The organism is Dyella sp. SYSU CM1112, assembly GCF_058216415.1.
This window is the reverse complement of sequence record NZ_JBZEGI010000014.1, coordinates 49,985-64,562: the sequence shown is the minus strand read 5'-3', so window position 1 is coordinate 64,562 and position 14,578 is coordinate 49,985. Positions and strand designations below refer to the sequence as shown.

Genomic DNA, 14,578 nt, shown 5'->3' with positions numbered 1-14,578 from the left:
TCTGTTTTCGGCATCACCCGTGGCGAAGTGCAAAATCCTGCATGAAGGCAACCAGTACCTGCACCGCCTCCATGGGCACGGCGTTATAAAGCGAGGCGCGCATGCCCCCCAAAGCCTTATGCCCCTTGAGCGCAAGAAGCCCTGCTGCCTCGGATTCCTGCAGAAAAGCAGCATCGAGCGCGCTGTCGTGCAGCGTAAAAGGCACGTTCATGCGTGAACGGACCGGCGGATCGATCGGATTGCTATAAAAACCTTCGGAGTTGTCGATGGCCGCATAAAGCAAAGCGGCTTTTTCGCGATTGCGCTCGGCCATGGCGACAAGCCCGCCATGCTCCTTCAGCCATTCAAAGGTGAGTCCTGCCAGATACCAGCCCCAGGTGTTGGGCGTGTTAAGCATCGAATCATTCGCCGCATGCTCTGCGTAGCGAAAAATTCTCGCCATCGAACGCCCCTGCCGCTGCAGCAGATCACGGCGAATGATCATAAGAACCAAGCCGGACGGTCCGATGTTTTTCTGTGCGCCCGCATAGATCAAGCCGAAGCGGCTGACGTCGATGGGGGCGGATAAAATGTCGGAGGACATATCCGCGATCAGCGGGACGTCACCCGCATCGGGGATCTCCTGGAACTGCACACCGTGGATGGTTTCGTTAGTGGCGATGTGCACGTAGGCAGCATCGGGATTCAACCTCCATGTTTCGCGTGCCGGCATGCGCAGGTAGTTTTCGCCCTTGCTTGTCGCCGCTATGTTTACATGGACGTACGGTGCGGCCTCGCTCGCCGCCTTTTCGCTCCAATGCCCCGTAACGATGTAGTCCGCGCTCTGCCCTTCTTTTGCAAGATTCATAGGAATCTGAGCGAAATGCTGGGTCGCGCCGCCTTGCTCAAACAATACGGCGTAGTCGGAGGGAATGCCCATCAGTTCGCGCAGGGTGGCTTCAACCTGCTGAGCCATGGCAATGAACCGCTTGCCACGATGCGATTGCTCCATCACCGAAGCACCGCTGCCGTTCCAATCCAGCAGCTCGCGCTGCGCACGCTCAAGCACCGGCAACGGCAATGCCGCGGGACCTGCGCTGAAATTCCATATCCTACTCACGCGTCGGCTCTCATCTTGGGAGATCGGTGCATTATGCCGCGACGCAGCAACAACGCGTCAATCGCAAAAACAACATCTCGGTGGTGTCAGAAGTGCAGTAACAAAAGTAAGGCAATGCCTAGTGCAAGCACCGCCGCGGTGGCAATCAGCCACCACACTTCGCCCCGCGGCCCCGCAGCTTCCTCGGGCAGAGGCTCAGGCGCCGGAGGAACGATGATCTCGGGTTCCGGTTCCAGCCCTGGGGCATCGACAAGAAAACGATGCATACCGATACCGAGCTGATCGCCAGGAAGTAACGTCGTCTGCTCCACGACGTTTCCGTTGACCCGGACCGGATAGCGTGCATCACCTTTCTGACTGCTCTCCAAGCACAACCGATGATCGCGCCAAAAGACCGTCAGGCTGGCGACTTCGCCTTGCGGAAGATCCAAGGGCACTCGTGCTTGCGGTCCCAGTTCCAGCCGATCCGATAGCGGAAATACCCGACCGGACAGCGGGCCGGCCACGGCACGCAAGGCAACCGTGCAATGTTCCGGTTCTGGTGCATCAGGCAAGATTCGCCCCGCAGGCGCTGCATCCGCGCAAAGAAGCATGCGGCAATCCCCCAGACTGAGTGTATCGCCGGGATACAGGATGGCACGTTCGCGCACCGGTCTGGCGTTCACGTAGATGCGGGTGGCGTCAGGCAACACATCAAGCACCCAACCACGACGGTCCAGACTGATACGCAAGTGATGAGGTGCTGCCTGGCCAGATGCCAGTATAAGGTCGTTGTCAGGATCACTGCCCACGCGAAGCAGTGCCTGGTTCCAATGGAATACCGGCCGGTTGGATTGGAAAAACTCAATGCGCATGGAGTGACCAACGACGTGACGGCGCGACTCTAGCAGAAGCGCGGGAATGATCGGCAGGAATTGCGTTTATCATGCTTGGTTCCTTCCGTTGAGCACTGCCATGCCTACCATCGATGTTCGCCGTCCGCATCAACTTTCTCCGGTGGAAGCCCATGCCGTGATCGACAAGGTCGCCGCACGGATGCGAGAGAAATTCGAGGTCCAGACGCAATGGCAGGGTGAAGTGCTGGTCTTTCAGCGCCCGGGGATCAACGGCAAGATTGCGATCGATACCGATGAAATCCATGTGAGCGCCCAGCTCGGCATGCTTCTTTCTCCACTCAAAGGCATGATCGAGCAAGAAATCCGGCGCAAGCTGGACGAGCATTTCAGCTGATGCTTCTTTGACCGATCGCGGATACGTGGCATAATCGACGGCTTACGCGGCCATGGTGGCCTACGCAAACTCTCCGGAACGCATGGCCAAAGACGACGTCATTGAAATGGAAGGCACGGTGGTGGAAACCCTGCCCAATACCATGTTTCGCGTGCAGCTGGAAAACGGCCACATTGTCATCGCCCATATTTCGGGGCGCATGCGCAAGCACTACATCCGCATCCTGACGGGTGATAAGGTCAAAGTGGAGATGACTCCCTATGACCTGACCAAAGGCCGGATCACTTACCGCATGAAGTGACAGGTTGGGTAAACCGTTCCCAGATACATGAAAAAGCCGCGCATTGTACGCGGCTTTTTCGCTCTCTCGCCCTGCTTCCGATCGATATCAGGAAACCGCTGCAGGTACCGGCTCAGCGGCCTCGGCAGTCACCTGCAACTCGCCATCGCGAACACTTAGCATCACCTTGCCGCCTTCGGCGAGTTTGCCAAACAGCAATTCGTCCGCCAGCACGCGCTTGACCTTCTCTTGAATTACGCGCGCCATCGGGCGTGCGCCCATTTGCGGGTCGAAGCCATGCTCGGCCAACCAGCGGCGGGCGTCGGCATCGACATCCAGCGCAACGTGCTTCTCGCTCAACTGCGATTCCAGTTCGATCAAGAACTTGTCCACCACACGCAGAATATGGTCGAAGTCCAATGCATTGAATTGGATGATCGCGTCCAGGCGATTGCGGAACTCCGGCGTAAAGCTGCGGCGAATCACTTCCATCGCATCCATAGAATGGTTCTGCTTCACGAAACCGATACCCCGGCGAGACGCCTGCTGGGCGCCGGCATTGGTTGTCATCACCACGACCACATTCTTGAAGTTGGCTTCCCGTCCATTGGTATCGGTCAAAACACCGCGGTCCATCACTTGCAGCAGGATATTGAACACGTCCGGGTGCGCCTTCTCGATTTCGTCGAGTAACAACACGGCGTGCGGGTGCTTGGTCACCGCCTCGGTCAGCAGACCACCTTGATCGAAACCAACGTACCCCGGAGGTGCGCCAACCAGGCGGGAAACAGAATGCGCTTCCATGTATTCGGACATATCGAAGCGGATCATTTCGATGCCCAATTGCATCGCCAGCTGTTTGGTCACCTCGGTCTTGCCCACGCCGGTCGGACCAGCGAGCAAGAAGCAACCGATTGGCTTGGACGGATCGGCTAGCCCCGAGCGTGCCATCTTGATCGACGCCGCCAGCGCCTCGATCGCAGGATCTTGCCCAAACACCACCATCTTGAGGTTGCGCTCGAGGTTCTTGAGCACGTCGCGATCCGACGCCGATACCTGCTTGGCAGGAATCCGCGCCATCTTCGCAACGATGTACTCGACTTCCGGCACATCTACCTTGCCGGTGCGCTGATCGACTGGCAGCAAGCGTTGCCGCGCGCCGGCCTCGTCGATCACGTCGATGGCCTTATCTGGCAGCAGGCGATCGGGAATATGTTTCACCGACAAGTCGACCGCGGCCTTTAGCGCTTCGGGTGTATAGGTCACACCGTGGTGCTCCTCGAAGCGGGACTTCAAGCCCTTGAGGATTTCCAGGCTGTCGGCCACGCTCGGCTCCACCACATCGATCTTCTGAAAGCGACGCGCCAGCGCCCGGTCTTTTTCGAAGATGCCGCGGAATTCCTGGAACGTGGTGGATCCGATGCAACGCAACTCACCCGACGCAAGCATAGGCTTGATCAGGTTGCTCGCATCCATGGTGCCTCCCGACGCCGAACCGGCACCAATGATGGTGTGGATTTCGTCGATGAACAGAATGGCGCCCGGCTGCTTCTTCAGCTGCGTGATGACGGCCTTGAGCCGTTTTTCGAAATCGCCGCGATACTTGGTTCCCGCCACCAGGGCACCCAGATCGAGCGCCCAGATAGTTGCGTTCTCAAGCACTTCCGGCACTTCGCCGTCCACGATTCGTTTGGCCAGGCCCTCGGCCAGCGCGGTTTTGCCGACCCCAGCTTCACCGACATAAAGCGGATTGTTCTTGCGCCGGCGACAAAGTACCTGGATGGTACGTTCGATCTCGTCCTGACGGCCGATCAGTGGGTCGATCTTGCCCTCCAAGGCCAGCTCGTTGAGATTGGAGGCATATTCGCTCAGCGGATTACCTTTACCCTCGCCGCCTTCCTCTGCCTCTCGATCAGCCCCGGACGCCCCGCTGGGGGACTCGTCGCCGATCTTGGCGATGCCGTGCGAGATATAATTGACCACGTCCAGCCGCGTGATTTCCTGCTGGTGCAGGAAATACACGGCATGCGAATCCTTTTCACCGAAAATGGCGACCAACACGTTGGCGCCGGTCACCTCTTTACGACCCGAAGATTGCACATGGTAGACAGCGCGCTGCAGGACACGTTGGAATCCCAACGTGGGCTGCGTATCGCGCTCATCACCGTGCGGAAGTACCGGCACGGTTTCGGCAATGATCTTTTCCAGCTCGTGGGTTAGGCGCGGAAGATCCGCGCCACAGGCGCGCAGCGCACCAAGCGCCGATTGATTTTCGGTAAGGGCAAGCAGCAGGTGCTCCACGGTCATGAACTCGTGGCGTTGCTCGCGGGCCTGCTTGTAGCACTGGCCGATGGTAACTTCGAGATCCTTGCTGAACATCCGGACCTACTCCACTGCAATAATGGGCGGCTTTACCGCGATGGATGCAAGATGGGGGCCAAAAAGGAGGGGATCAATGTCTTCGCGCTCGCCGGCTCCGCCAAAACGCTTTAGACAAGGTCTTACACCTTTTCCATCGTGCATAACAGAGGATGCTGATTGGCTCGTGAATATTCGTTCACCTGGGTGACCTTGGTTTCGGCCACCTCGCGCGTGAACACCCCGCACACACCCCTACCGCGGGTATGTACGTGCAACATGATCTGTACGGCCTTCTCCTGGTCCATGCCGAAAAACGTACGCAGCACCTCGACCACGAAATCCATCGGCGTGAAATCGTCGTTCAATAGCAGCACCTGAAACAGAGGCGGCCGTGCCACCTCAGGCTTCGATACCTCGACAGTAAGTCCGTGTCCACTACCGTGTTCTTGTTCGGATTCGTTCGCCATGTCTTACGGGATTCGTACCTGTTCGGTTGCAGTATACGCCCAGCCATAATTCTGCTCCCGGGCGGCCTCGCTTGAGGTAATGGCACAATAACGCTATTTCCAGTGCCTACCCCCGGCCTTTTGACCTCAGAATGAAAGTATTTGAGAACCCACGTAACGAGGTGTGGCGACCACATGTGACAGTCGCATGTATTGTCGCAAGCGGCGATCGCTACCTCATGGTTGAAGAAGATGTCAACGGCCGTGTCGCCTATAACCAGCCAGCCGGCCATTTGGACGACGGAGAGAGTCTGTTACAGGCTGCGGTGCGCGAAACGCGCGAAGAAACAGGTTGGATGGTAGAGCCGACTCATCTGGTTGGGGTCCATCAATGGCGCAGCGATGAGCACGGCGACATGATCGTGCGCTTCAGCTTTGCAGCGCGGCCTTTAAGCCACGATCCTCAGCAACCGCTGGATGTCGGCATTCGGAAAGCGCTGTGGATGACACGCCACGAAATCACCGAGCTAGGTGAGCAATTGCGGAGCCCGCTGATTCTCATGAGCATCGATGACTGGCTCGCAGGCCAAAGACTGCCACTGTCGGCGGTAACAAGCCTGCTATCCGGTGGTGACGCGGCATGAAGGTGATGCTGGGTATTTCCGGAGGTGTCGATTCGTCCGTCGCCGCCCTGCTGCTGCAGCAAGCAGGCTACGAGGTCGAAGGCCTGTTTATGCAGAACTGGGAAGAAGATGATCGCAGCGGCCCCTGCACCACCGACGCGGATCGCAAAGACGCCGTGGCCGTGTGCGGGCGGCTGGGAATCCCGTTTCATGCGCGCAATTTTGCGACTGAATACTGGGACGGGGTGTTCAAGCATTTTCTCGCCGAATATCGTGCGGGCCGTACGCCGAATCCGGACGTGCTCTGCAACCGCGAGATCAAATTCAAGACCTTCCTCGACGAAGCACACAGTCTAGGCGCCGAGAAAATCGCCACCGGCCACTACGCGCGCGTGGATAACCTGGAAGGCCGCTTCCGCCTCTTGCGTGCAGTCGACGCCAGCAAGGATCAGACTTATTTCCTGCATGCGCTTGGTCAGCGACAGCTCGCCGCCACGTTGTTTCCCGTTGGAGAGATCGAGAAATCGAAGGTCCGTGAATTGGCACGCAAAGCGGAACTGCCTACGCATGCCAAGAAGGATTCGACTGGCATCTGCTTTATCGGAGAGCGCGATTTTCGTCAGTTTCTGACCCAATACATCCCGGCCCGGAGTGGCGAAATGCGAAGCCCGGATGGACGCCTATTGGGCGAACATCAGGGCGTAATGTATTACACACTCGGCCAACGAAGCGGTCTGGGTATTGGCGGGCGTCAAAAAGCCGGCGGCGAACCGTGGTACGTGGTAGGAAAGGATGTGCCACGCAATATTCTTTACGTCGCCCAGGGCGGCGAAAACGAGTGGCTTTATTCGCAACATTTGGTAGCCGAAGCGGTAACCTGGGTGGCTGGCGCTCCTCCGGCCGCTACATTTCATTGCACCGCCAAAACCCGCTATCGGCAACATGATCAGGCCTGCACAGTGTCCGTGTTGGCGGCCGACCGTGTCGAGGTCCGTTTTGAGGAACCTCAGCGCGCCGTCACACCCGGACAGTCGGTGGTTTTTTATGCCGGCGAAGAATGTCTGGGCGGCGCCGTGATCGATGCGACCGATGCCGCCTACGGCGGCCTTCCCCACATCCCTGCAGAGAGTGTGACATCGCGTGTTTGAAACCTTTGCCATCACCGAGGAACGCATACTGGCCCTGGCCGGACTGTTCCAGGCCTCCTCCTTGGCGCAGCAATTGGCCAGCGAGGGGCGCTGTGACGATCTTGCCCTGGATGCCAGCCTTGCCAGCGTGTTTCGCATCGATGCGCCTTCGGTCGTCGGCGTCTATGGCGGCGTGTCAGGCGTCCGTCTCGGACTGCGTGCGCTGATCGGCCAACTGGACGAAAGCAATCGAGACATGGCCGTTACGCGCATGGTCGTTACGGTGATGCGATTGGAGCGCAGCCTTTCGCGCCGCCAGGACCTGCTTGATCACCTGCAACAAGGCATTTTGGCAACCAAGCGGCAGGTCGAGCATTTCGGGCTCAACTCCCCCCAGGTTTTCAGCCGGCTCGCTGAGCTGTATGCCAGCACGCTATCGACCTTGCGCCCCCGTGTCATGGTTACCGGCAACCCGCAATGGTTGCAGCAACCCGCCTTGGTGGAACGGGTACGCGCCAGCCTGCTGGCATCGGTGCGTTCGGCCGTACTTTGGCGTCAGATGGGCGGACGTCAGTGGCAATTGCTGTTGTATCGGCGCCAATGCAGCATGCTGGCGCGTGGATTGCTGACAGGCACCACGCTGGATAATCGCTAAGTGCTTTCCATCAACCGCAAGCCTGGCCGCTGTCTGGCCAGCTTGCGCAGCAGCAGGGCGAAGGCCCGAAGGTCGCTATGCCATGGCGATGCCTCACGCCAGTGCAACGCGATGTCCCGTCCGGGTGACGCGCCTTTGATTTTTGCCAGCACGATGTCCGGCATCGAGGCGAGCCGGTCATGCGCCAATGCAGGTACCAGCGCATGCCCACCCCGCAATGTCACGAGCGCAGCAAGACTTTCCAGACTGACGTCTTGCACATAGCCTTCGTCGTCGGCATGGCTTTCTGCCATCAAGATCGCTTGGCCTGCATCCAATTGATCGAGCGAGATCACACGCTTGCCTGCGAGCGGATGATCGGCTCGTAGCAAGACCTCCCACGGCTCGAAAAATAACGGGCACATAGCCATGCCGCTTAGCGATGACGCCGGTGGCGCCAGCACTGCATCGAGCTCGCCCTCATGCAGGCGACGCAGTAAGCCGCGCGGCTTTCCTTCAGACAGGCTCAGGCGTGCACCGGGGAAGTGCTGCGGAAACGGTTCGATCAGGTGCGGTAAGAGATAAGGCCCCAAGGTGGCCAGGACACCCAAACGCAGTTCACCGCCAAACGCTGTTTCGCCGGCACGTGCGGTTTGCTGCAAATGCTCGGCTGCCATGAGTACAGCATCGATCTGCTCTAGCAGACATCGACCGCCTGCTGTAGGCACCACACGTCGGCCGCCACGTTCAAACAAAGGAGCGCCAAGCGCCTGCTCCACCTTCTGCACCTGATGCGACAGACCGGATGGGCTGATATGCATGGCCCTGGCTGCACTGTTGAAACTGCCATGGCGATGCACGGCCTGGACCAGGATCAGATCACGCAGCGAAACGGCCGATAAGTGAGTAGAAATCATCGTCCAAGCATAAACGACCCGGCACACAGCCACCCCCTTTCTCTGTCGGAAAGTGAGCCGAAGCGAGAGGATGGTCCCGCGAGAAGCGGCGGATAGACGTGCTTCTTGTAAGGTTCAAGGTCGACCTTGGCCCTCACCGTACCCTCCCCCCAGCAGGGAGAGGGTACGCATGGCGCGTGCTTAGGCTTCGACGGTGTCAGCGACATCCTTAAAGTCGGCGATCTGATCGAAGTTCATGTAACGATAGATCTTGTCGCCATTCGCATTGATCACGCCGATATCGGCCAGGTATTCCTGCCTGGTCGGAATACGGCCCAGTCGCGAGCAGATGGCAGCCAGTTCCGCCGATCCTAGATACACGTTGGTGTTTTTGCCCAGGCGGTTCGGAAAGTTGCGGGTGGAGGTGGAGAATACCGTGGCACCTTCGCGCGCCTGCGCCTGATTGCCCATGCACAACGAGCAGCCCGGCATTTCCATGCGTGCGCCCGCCGTGCCAAGCACACCGTAATGACCTTCCTCGGTAAGCTGCTTCTGATCCATCTTGGTCGGCGGGGCGACCCACAGGCGGGTGGGAATATCACGCTTGCCTTCCAGCAGTTTCGAGGCTGCGCGGAAGTGGCCGATGTTGGTCATGCACGATCCGATGAATACCTCGTCGATCTTGGCACCCGCCACGTCCGATAGTGTCTTGACGTCATCCGGATCGTTCGGGCACGCCACGATCGGCTCATGCACGTCGTTGAGGTCGATCTCGATCACTGCAGCGTATTCGGCATCCTTGTCGGCTTCGAGCAGTCGCGGATCGGCCAGCCACGCTTCCATCGCCTTGATGCGGCGCTGCAAGCTGCGCACATCCTGGTAGCCCTGAGCGATCATGTACTTCAACAGCGTGATGTTGCTGTTCAAATACTCGATGATGGGTTCCTTATTGAGCTTGACCGTACAGCCTGCAGCGGAACGCTCGGCCGACGCATCAGACAACTCGAACGCCTGCTCCACCTTGAGGTTCGGCAAGCCTTCGATTTCCAGAATGCGACCGGAGAAAATATTCTTCTTGCCCTGCTTGGCCACCGTGAGCAGGTCTTGCTTGATCGCATACAACGGAATCGCATTCACCAAGTCACGCAGCGTGACACCCGGCTGCAACTCACCCTTGAAGCGCACCAACACCGACTCGGGCATATCCAGCGGCATCACGCCGGTGGCTGCGGCGAAAGCGACCAGGCCGGAACCCGCCGGAAACGAAACGCCGATCGGGAAGCGCGTATGGCTATCGCCGCCGGTACCGACCGTATCGGGCAGCAGCATGCGATTGAGCCAGGAATGGATGACGCCATCACCCGGACGCAGGCTGATACCGCCGCGGGTGGAAATGAAGGCAGGCAGGTCATGATGCGTCTTGACGTCCACCGGCTTGGGGTAGGCAGCGGTGTGGCAGAACGACTGCATGACCAGGTCAGCCGAGAAGCCGAGGCAAGCAAGGTCCTTCAGCTCATCACGGGTCATCGGGCCGGTCGTATCCTGCGACCCCACGGAAGTCATCTTCGGTTCGCAGTAGGTGCCAGGACGTACACCCTTCCCTTCCGGCAGGCCGCAGGCACGGCCTACCATTTTCTGCGCGAGCGTATACCCCTTGCCGGTATCCGCCGGGCTCTGTGGCAAGCGGAACAAGGTGGACACCGGCAAACCCAGCGCCTCGCGTGCCTTGGTAGTCAGGCCGCGGCCGACGATCAGCGGAATACGGCCGCCGGCGCGCACTTCGTCGAACAGCACGTCGGACTTCACCTTGAACTCGGCAACCACCTCCCCGTTCTTCAGCGCCTTGCCGTCGTAGGGGCGCAGTTCGATAACGTCGCCCATTTCCATCTTCGAGACATCCAGCTCGATCGGTAGCGCACCGGCATCTTCCATCGTGTTGTAGAAGATAGGCGCGATCTTGCTGCCCAGGCACACGCCACCGAAGCGCTTGTTCGGGATGAACGGGATATCTTCACCCGTCCACCAGAGCACGGAGTTGGTGGCCGACTTGCGGCTAGACCCTGTGCCGACGACGTCACCGACGTAGGCCACCAGATGGCCTTTTTGCGCGAGATCCTGGATCAGCTTGATGGGGCCGCGCTTGCCATCTTCTTCCGGCTGGAACGGCGCGCCTTCGCGCTTGTTCTTCAGCATGGCGAGTGCATGCAACGGGATGTCCGGACGCGTGGTGGCATCCGGTGCCGGCGACAAATCGTCGGTATTGGTTTCACCCGGTACCTTGAACACGGTGATGGTGAGGCTCTGCGGCACCTCGGGGCGACTGGTGAACCACTCGGCGTCAGCCCAGCTCTGCAGCACCGCTTTGGCATAAGCATTGCCCTTGTCTGCCTTCTCCTTGACGTCATGGAAGGCATCGAACATCAGCAGCGTTTTCTTCAGCGCTTCGGCCGCGATGCCACCCACTTGCGCATCATCAAGCAGTTCAATCAGCGGATGGATGTTGTAGCCGCCCAGCATGGTGCCCAGCAGTTCGGTCGCCTTTTCGCGGCTGATCAGCGCGCACTTTTCCGTACCAAACGCCACTGCGGCAAGGTAGGAAGCTTTGACCTTGGCCGCATCGTCGACACCGGCTGGCACGCGATTCGTGATCAAGTCGACCAGGAACACCTCTTCGCCCGCTGGCGGATGCTTCAACAATTCGATCAGGTCGGCGGTTTGCTGGGCCGACAGCGGCAATGGGGGCACACCCAGCGCAGCGCGCTCGGCGACATGTTGACGATAGGCGTTGAGCATGGGTCAGATCCTTGGGGATGACGAAGTTGCCGTGATCGGCTCCTCTCGGTGAGGAGGAGCAGTGAAGCCGCTTATTTTGCCAGCCACCCTGGAACACCAGCAACGAAAACGTGTTTCCGCCAGCATTCGAAATCTTGCAATGCTGACATGGCGAAATAGACCCAAAGTGGCTTGCATGGGCCCTGGATTGGCTCAAACTTGCGCACTATCCCCTGAAGAAAGACCGATCACATTGCAATTCCCCTAACGTTCGCTGCATTAGCATGTTGCTGCTACGCCGCGCGCGTCCGCCAGACTTCAAGTAACAGGAGCTATTCCCATGCTGGATTCATTTGCCACCCGCGACACCCTTAAGGTCAACGGCAGCTCGTACCAGATCGCCAGCCTGACCAAGCTTGGCCAGCGCTTCGATCTCAAGCACCTGCCCTACTCGATGAAGATCTTGCTGGAAAACCTGTTGCGTCACGAAGACGGTGTCAACGTGACCAAGAAAGAGATCGAAGCCGTCGCCAATTGGAATCCCAAGGCAGAACCGGATACTGAAATTTCCTTCATGCCAGCACGCGTGGTGCTGCAGGACTTCACCGGCGTGCCATGCGTGGTGGACCTGGCCGCCATGCGCGATGCGGTGGTGAAGCTAGGCGGCGATGCCAACCAGATCAACCCGTTGGCACCGGCCGAACTGGTGATCGACCACTCGGTGCAGGTGGACGTCTACGGGTCTGAAGCGGCTATCGACAAAAATGTCGAGATTGAATTTGAACGCAATCACGAGCGCTATTCGTTTTTGCGCTGGGGCCAGAAGGCCTTCAATAACTTCAAGGTGGTGCCCCCGCGCACCGGTATTGTGCATCAGGTCAACCTGGAGCATCTGGCACGCGTAGTGTTCACAGGCAAAAAAGACGGTGCCGATTGGATTTACCCGGACACCGTTTTCGGGACCGATTCGCACACCACAATGGTCAATGGCCTCGGCGTGCTCGGCTGGGGTGTAGGCGGCATCGAAGCGGAAGCCGCCATGCTCGGCCAACCCTCTTCGATGCTGATTCCGCAAGTCGTGGGCTTCAAACTCATCGGCAAGCTTTCCGAGGGCGTCACTGCGACCGACCTCGTACTTACCGTCACGCAGATGCTGCGTAAGCTCGGTGTGGTCGGAAAATTCGTGGAGTTCTTCGGCGACGGACTGAAGCACCTGCCGTTGGCGGATCGCGCCACCATCGGCAACATGGCGCCGGAATATGGCGCAACCTGCGGCATTTTCCCGATTGATCAGGAGGCCTTGAATTACCTGCATCTCTCGGGTCGCAGCGAAGAGCAGATCGAACGGGTGAAAGCGTATGCGCAAGCCCAAGGGCTGTGGCACGATGAGCACACGCCACATCCGCAGTTCTCGGCTACGCTGGAACTCAATCTTGCCGACGTCAGACCCTCGCTCGCGGGTCCTAAGCGTCCGCAAGATCGCGTCCTGCTGGAAGACGTAAGGAAAAGTTTCCACGAGAGCCTCAGCGTGCTCACTGCCGGTCGCAAGAATGGCAGTGAGGCGCGATTTGCCAACGAGGGCGGCGGCACCGCTGTCGGACACGATTCCAGCGCGCTTGGCCAAGGCCAGCATGTATCAATGAATGGCGAAAGTTTCCATTTGCAGGATGGCGCCGTGGTGATTGGAGCGATCACCTCATGCACCAACACATCCAACCCGGCGGTGATGCTGGCTGCTGGATTGTTGGCCAAAAAAGCTGCCGCAAAGGGATTGAAAGCCAAACCATGGGTTAAGACCTCACTGGCTCCTGGTTCGCTGGTGGTTACCGATTACCTGACCAAGACTGGCTTGCTGCACGAGCTGGAAAAGGTAGGTTTCTTTCTGGTCGGCTATGGCTGCACAACCTGCATCGGCAACTCGGGTCCGCTGCCACAGGAAATCAGCAAAGCGATCGGCGAAGGCGATCTTGCCGTGGCTTCCGTGCTTTCCGGGAATCGCAACTTCGAAGGACGTGTGCATCCGGAAGTAAAGATGAACTACCTTGCTTCACCGCCATTGGTGGTGGCTTATGCGTTGGCCGGTTCACTGGACGTGGATCTTTCCGAAAAACCCGTCGGTACCGGCAGCGACGGAAAACCGGTGTATTTGAAGGACATCTGGCCGAGCAACAAGGAAATCTCGGATATCATCGCCGGCGCCATCAGCCCAGAGATGTTCACTAAGAACTACGCCGATGTATTCAAAGGCGACAGCCGCTGGAACAGCATCGCTTCACCTGAAGGCTCAGTCTATAAGTGGGCCGACTCCACGTACATCAAGAATCCGCCCTACTTCGACGGCATGACGATGGAGACGGGCAAGATCGACGATATCCACGGCGCGCGTGTCCTCGGCCTGTTCGGCGATTCCATCACCACCGATCACATCTCCCCCGCAGGTTCGATCAAGAAAGACAGCCCTGCGGGACGCTTCCTGATCGCCAAGGGTGTTGAACCGAAGGACTTCAACTCTTATGGCTCCCGCCGGGGCAACGACGACGTGATGGTACGCGGCACCTTCGCCAACATCCGCATTAAGAATCTGATGCTGGACGGCGTAGAAGGCGGCTACACGCTCTACGTGCCGAACGGCGAACAGATGTCCATCTACGACGCGGCGATGAAATACAAGGCGGACAAAACCCCGCTGATCGTGCTCGCTGGGAAGGAATACGGCACTGGCTCTTCGCGTGACTGGGCGGCCAAGGGCACGCTGTTGCTCGGCGTCAAGGCCGTGATCGCGGAGAGCTTCGAGCGCATCCATCGTTCGAATCTCGTCGGCATGGGCGTATTGCCGCTACAGTTCAAAGACGGTGAAAATGCAAAATCACTGGGTTTGACCGGCAAGGAAACATTCGACATTACCGGGCTGCGTGATGGCGAGTCGAAGGAGGCCACGGTTGTGGCCAAGAGCGACAAGGGCGAAAAAACCTTTACCGTGAAGGTGCTATTGCTTACGCCGAAAGAACGGGAGTTCTTCCGCCATGGCGGTATCCTGCAGTATGTGTTGCGTCAGCTAGCGAGCAAGAAGGTCGCCTAACCGTAACTAAGCAATGTGGAATCGAGATGGG

12 protein-coding genes are annotated in these 14,578 nt (G+C 58.7%); 6 read left to right on the top strand and 6 right to left on the bottom strand.

Features of this window, described 5'->3' with window-relative positions; all coding sequences use genetic code 11:
- Positions 1-13: 13 nt before the first annotated feature.
- Together serC and AC4HNJ_RS17610 are read right to left on the bottom strand one after the other, a co-directional pair.
- Positions 14-1,099, bottom strand: a complete 1,086-nt coding sequence (gene serC, locus AC4HNJ_RS17615) for a 3-phosphoserine/phosphohydroxythreonine transaminase (protein WP_490480909.1) — start codon at positions 1,097-1,099, stop codon at positions 14-16.
- Between the two features lie 86 nt (positions 1,100-1,185).
- Positions 1,186-1,953 carry an FHA domain-containing protein gene (locus AC4HNJ_RS17610; RefSeq protein ID WP_490480908.1) on the bottom strand — a complete coding sequence of 256 codons (768 nt, stop codon included), beginning with the start codon at positions 1,951-1,953 and terminating at the stop codon, positions 1,186-1,188.
- A gap of 100 nt (positions 1,954-2,053) precedes the next feature.
- Here AC4HNJ_RS17610 and AC4HNJ_RS17605 point away from each other — a divergent pair, with 100 nt between their 5' ends.
- Complete coding sequence (locus AC4HNJ_RS17605) at positions 2,054-2,329, top strand: polyhydroxyalkanoic acid system family protein (protein ID WP_490480907.1); 276 nt, start codon at positions 2,054-2,056, stop codon at positions 2,327-2,329.
- A gap of 82 nt (positions 2,330-2,411) precedes the next feature.
- A complete protein-coding gene (gene infA, locus AC4HNJ_RS17600; RefSeq protein ID WP_115476254.1) occupies positions 2,412-2,630 on the top strand; it encodes a translation initiation factor IF-1 in 219 nt (72 codons plus the stop codon).
- Positions 2,631-2,717: 87 nt separating this feature from the next.
- On the opposite strand, the gene clpA is transcribed toward infA, so the two are convergent.
- Both clpA and clpS read right to left on the bottom strand, forming a co-directional pair.
- Positions 2,718-4,988 carry an ATP-dependent Clp protease ATP-binding subunit ClpA gene (gene clpA, locus AC4HNJ_RS17595; RefSeq protein WP_490480906.1) on the bottom strand — a complete coding sequence of 757 codons (2,271 nt, stop codon included), beginning with the start codon at positions 4,986-4,988 and terminating at the stop codon, positions 2,718-2,720.
- Between the two features lie 122 nt (positions 4,989-5,110).
- Positions 5,111-5,437, bottom strand: a complete 327-nt coding sequence (gene clpS, locus AC4HNJ_RS17590; protein ID WP_490480905.1) for an ATP-dependent Clp protease adapter ClpS — start codon at positions 5,435-5,437, stop codon at positions 5,111-5,113.
- Between the two features lie 131 nt (positions 5,438-5,568).
- Between clpS and AC4HNJ_RS17585 the strand changes: the two genes are divergently transcribed.
- Genes AC4HNJ_RS17585 through hflD form a run of 3 tightly spaced genes read left to right on the top strand, consistent with a single transcriptional unit; the run spans position 5,569 to position 7,821 of the window.
- Positions 5,569-6,060 carry an NUDIX hydrolase gene (locus tag AC4HNJ_RS17585; RefSeq protein WP_490480904.1) on the top strand — a complete coding sequence of 164 codons (492 nt, stop codon included), beginning with the start codon at positions 5,569-5,571 and terminating at the stop codon, positions 6,058-6,060.
- Entirely contained in the window at positions 6,057-7,187 is a 1,131-nt protein-coding gene (gene mnmA / locus AC4HNJ_RS17580; protein ID WP_490480903.1) for a tRNA 2-thiouridine(34) synthase MnmA, read from the top strand. Before AC4HNJ_RS17585 ends, mnmA begins: the two co-directional genes overlap by 4 nt.
- Before the next feature lie 10 nt (positions 7,188-7,197).
- Complete coding sequence (hflD, locus tag AC4HNJ_RS17575; RefSeq protein WP_490480949.1) at positions 7,198-7,821, top strand: high frequency lysogenization protein HflD; 624 nt, start codon at positions 7,198-7,200, stop codon at positions 7,819-7,821.
- Here the strand turns inward: hflD and AC4HNJ_RS17570 are convergent.
- Positions 7,818-8,717, bottom strand: coding sequence for a LysR family transcriptional regulator (locus AC4HNJ_RS17570; RefSeq protein ID WP_490480902.1), 900 nt, complete (start codon positions 8,715-8,717; stop codon positions 7,818-7,820). The two genes, hflD and AC4HNJ_RS17570, sit on opposite strands and share 4 nt — an antisense overlap.
- Positions 8,718-8,897: 180 nt before the next feature.
- Positions 8,898-11,489, bottom strand: a complete 2,592-nt coding sequence (acnB, locus tag AC4HNJ_RS17565; protein WP_490480901.1) for a bifunctional aconitate hydratase 2/2-methylisocitrate dehydratase — start codon at positions 11,487-11,489, stop codon at positions 8,898-8,900.
- 319 nt (positions 11,490-11,808) lie between these two features.
- Between acnB and acnA the strand changes: the two genes are divergently transcribed.
- Positions 11,809-14,547: an aconitate hydratase AcnA gene (acnA, locus tag AC4HNJ_RS17560; protein WP_490480900.1), complete on the top strand. Its 2,739-nt coding sequence runs from the start codon at positions 11,809-11,811 to the stop codon at positions 14,545-14,547.
- Positions 14,548-14,578: the final 31 nt, after the last annotated feature.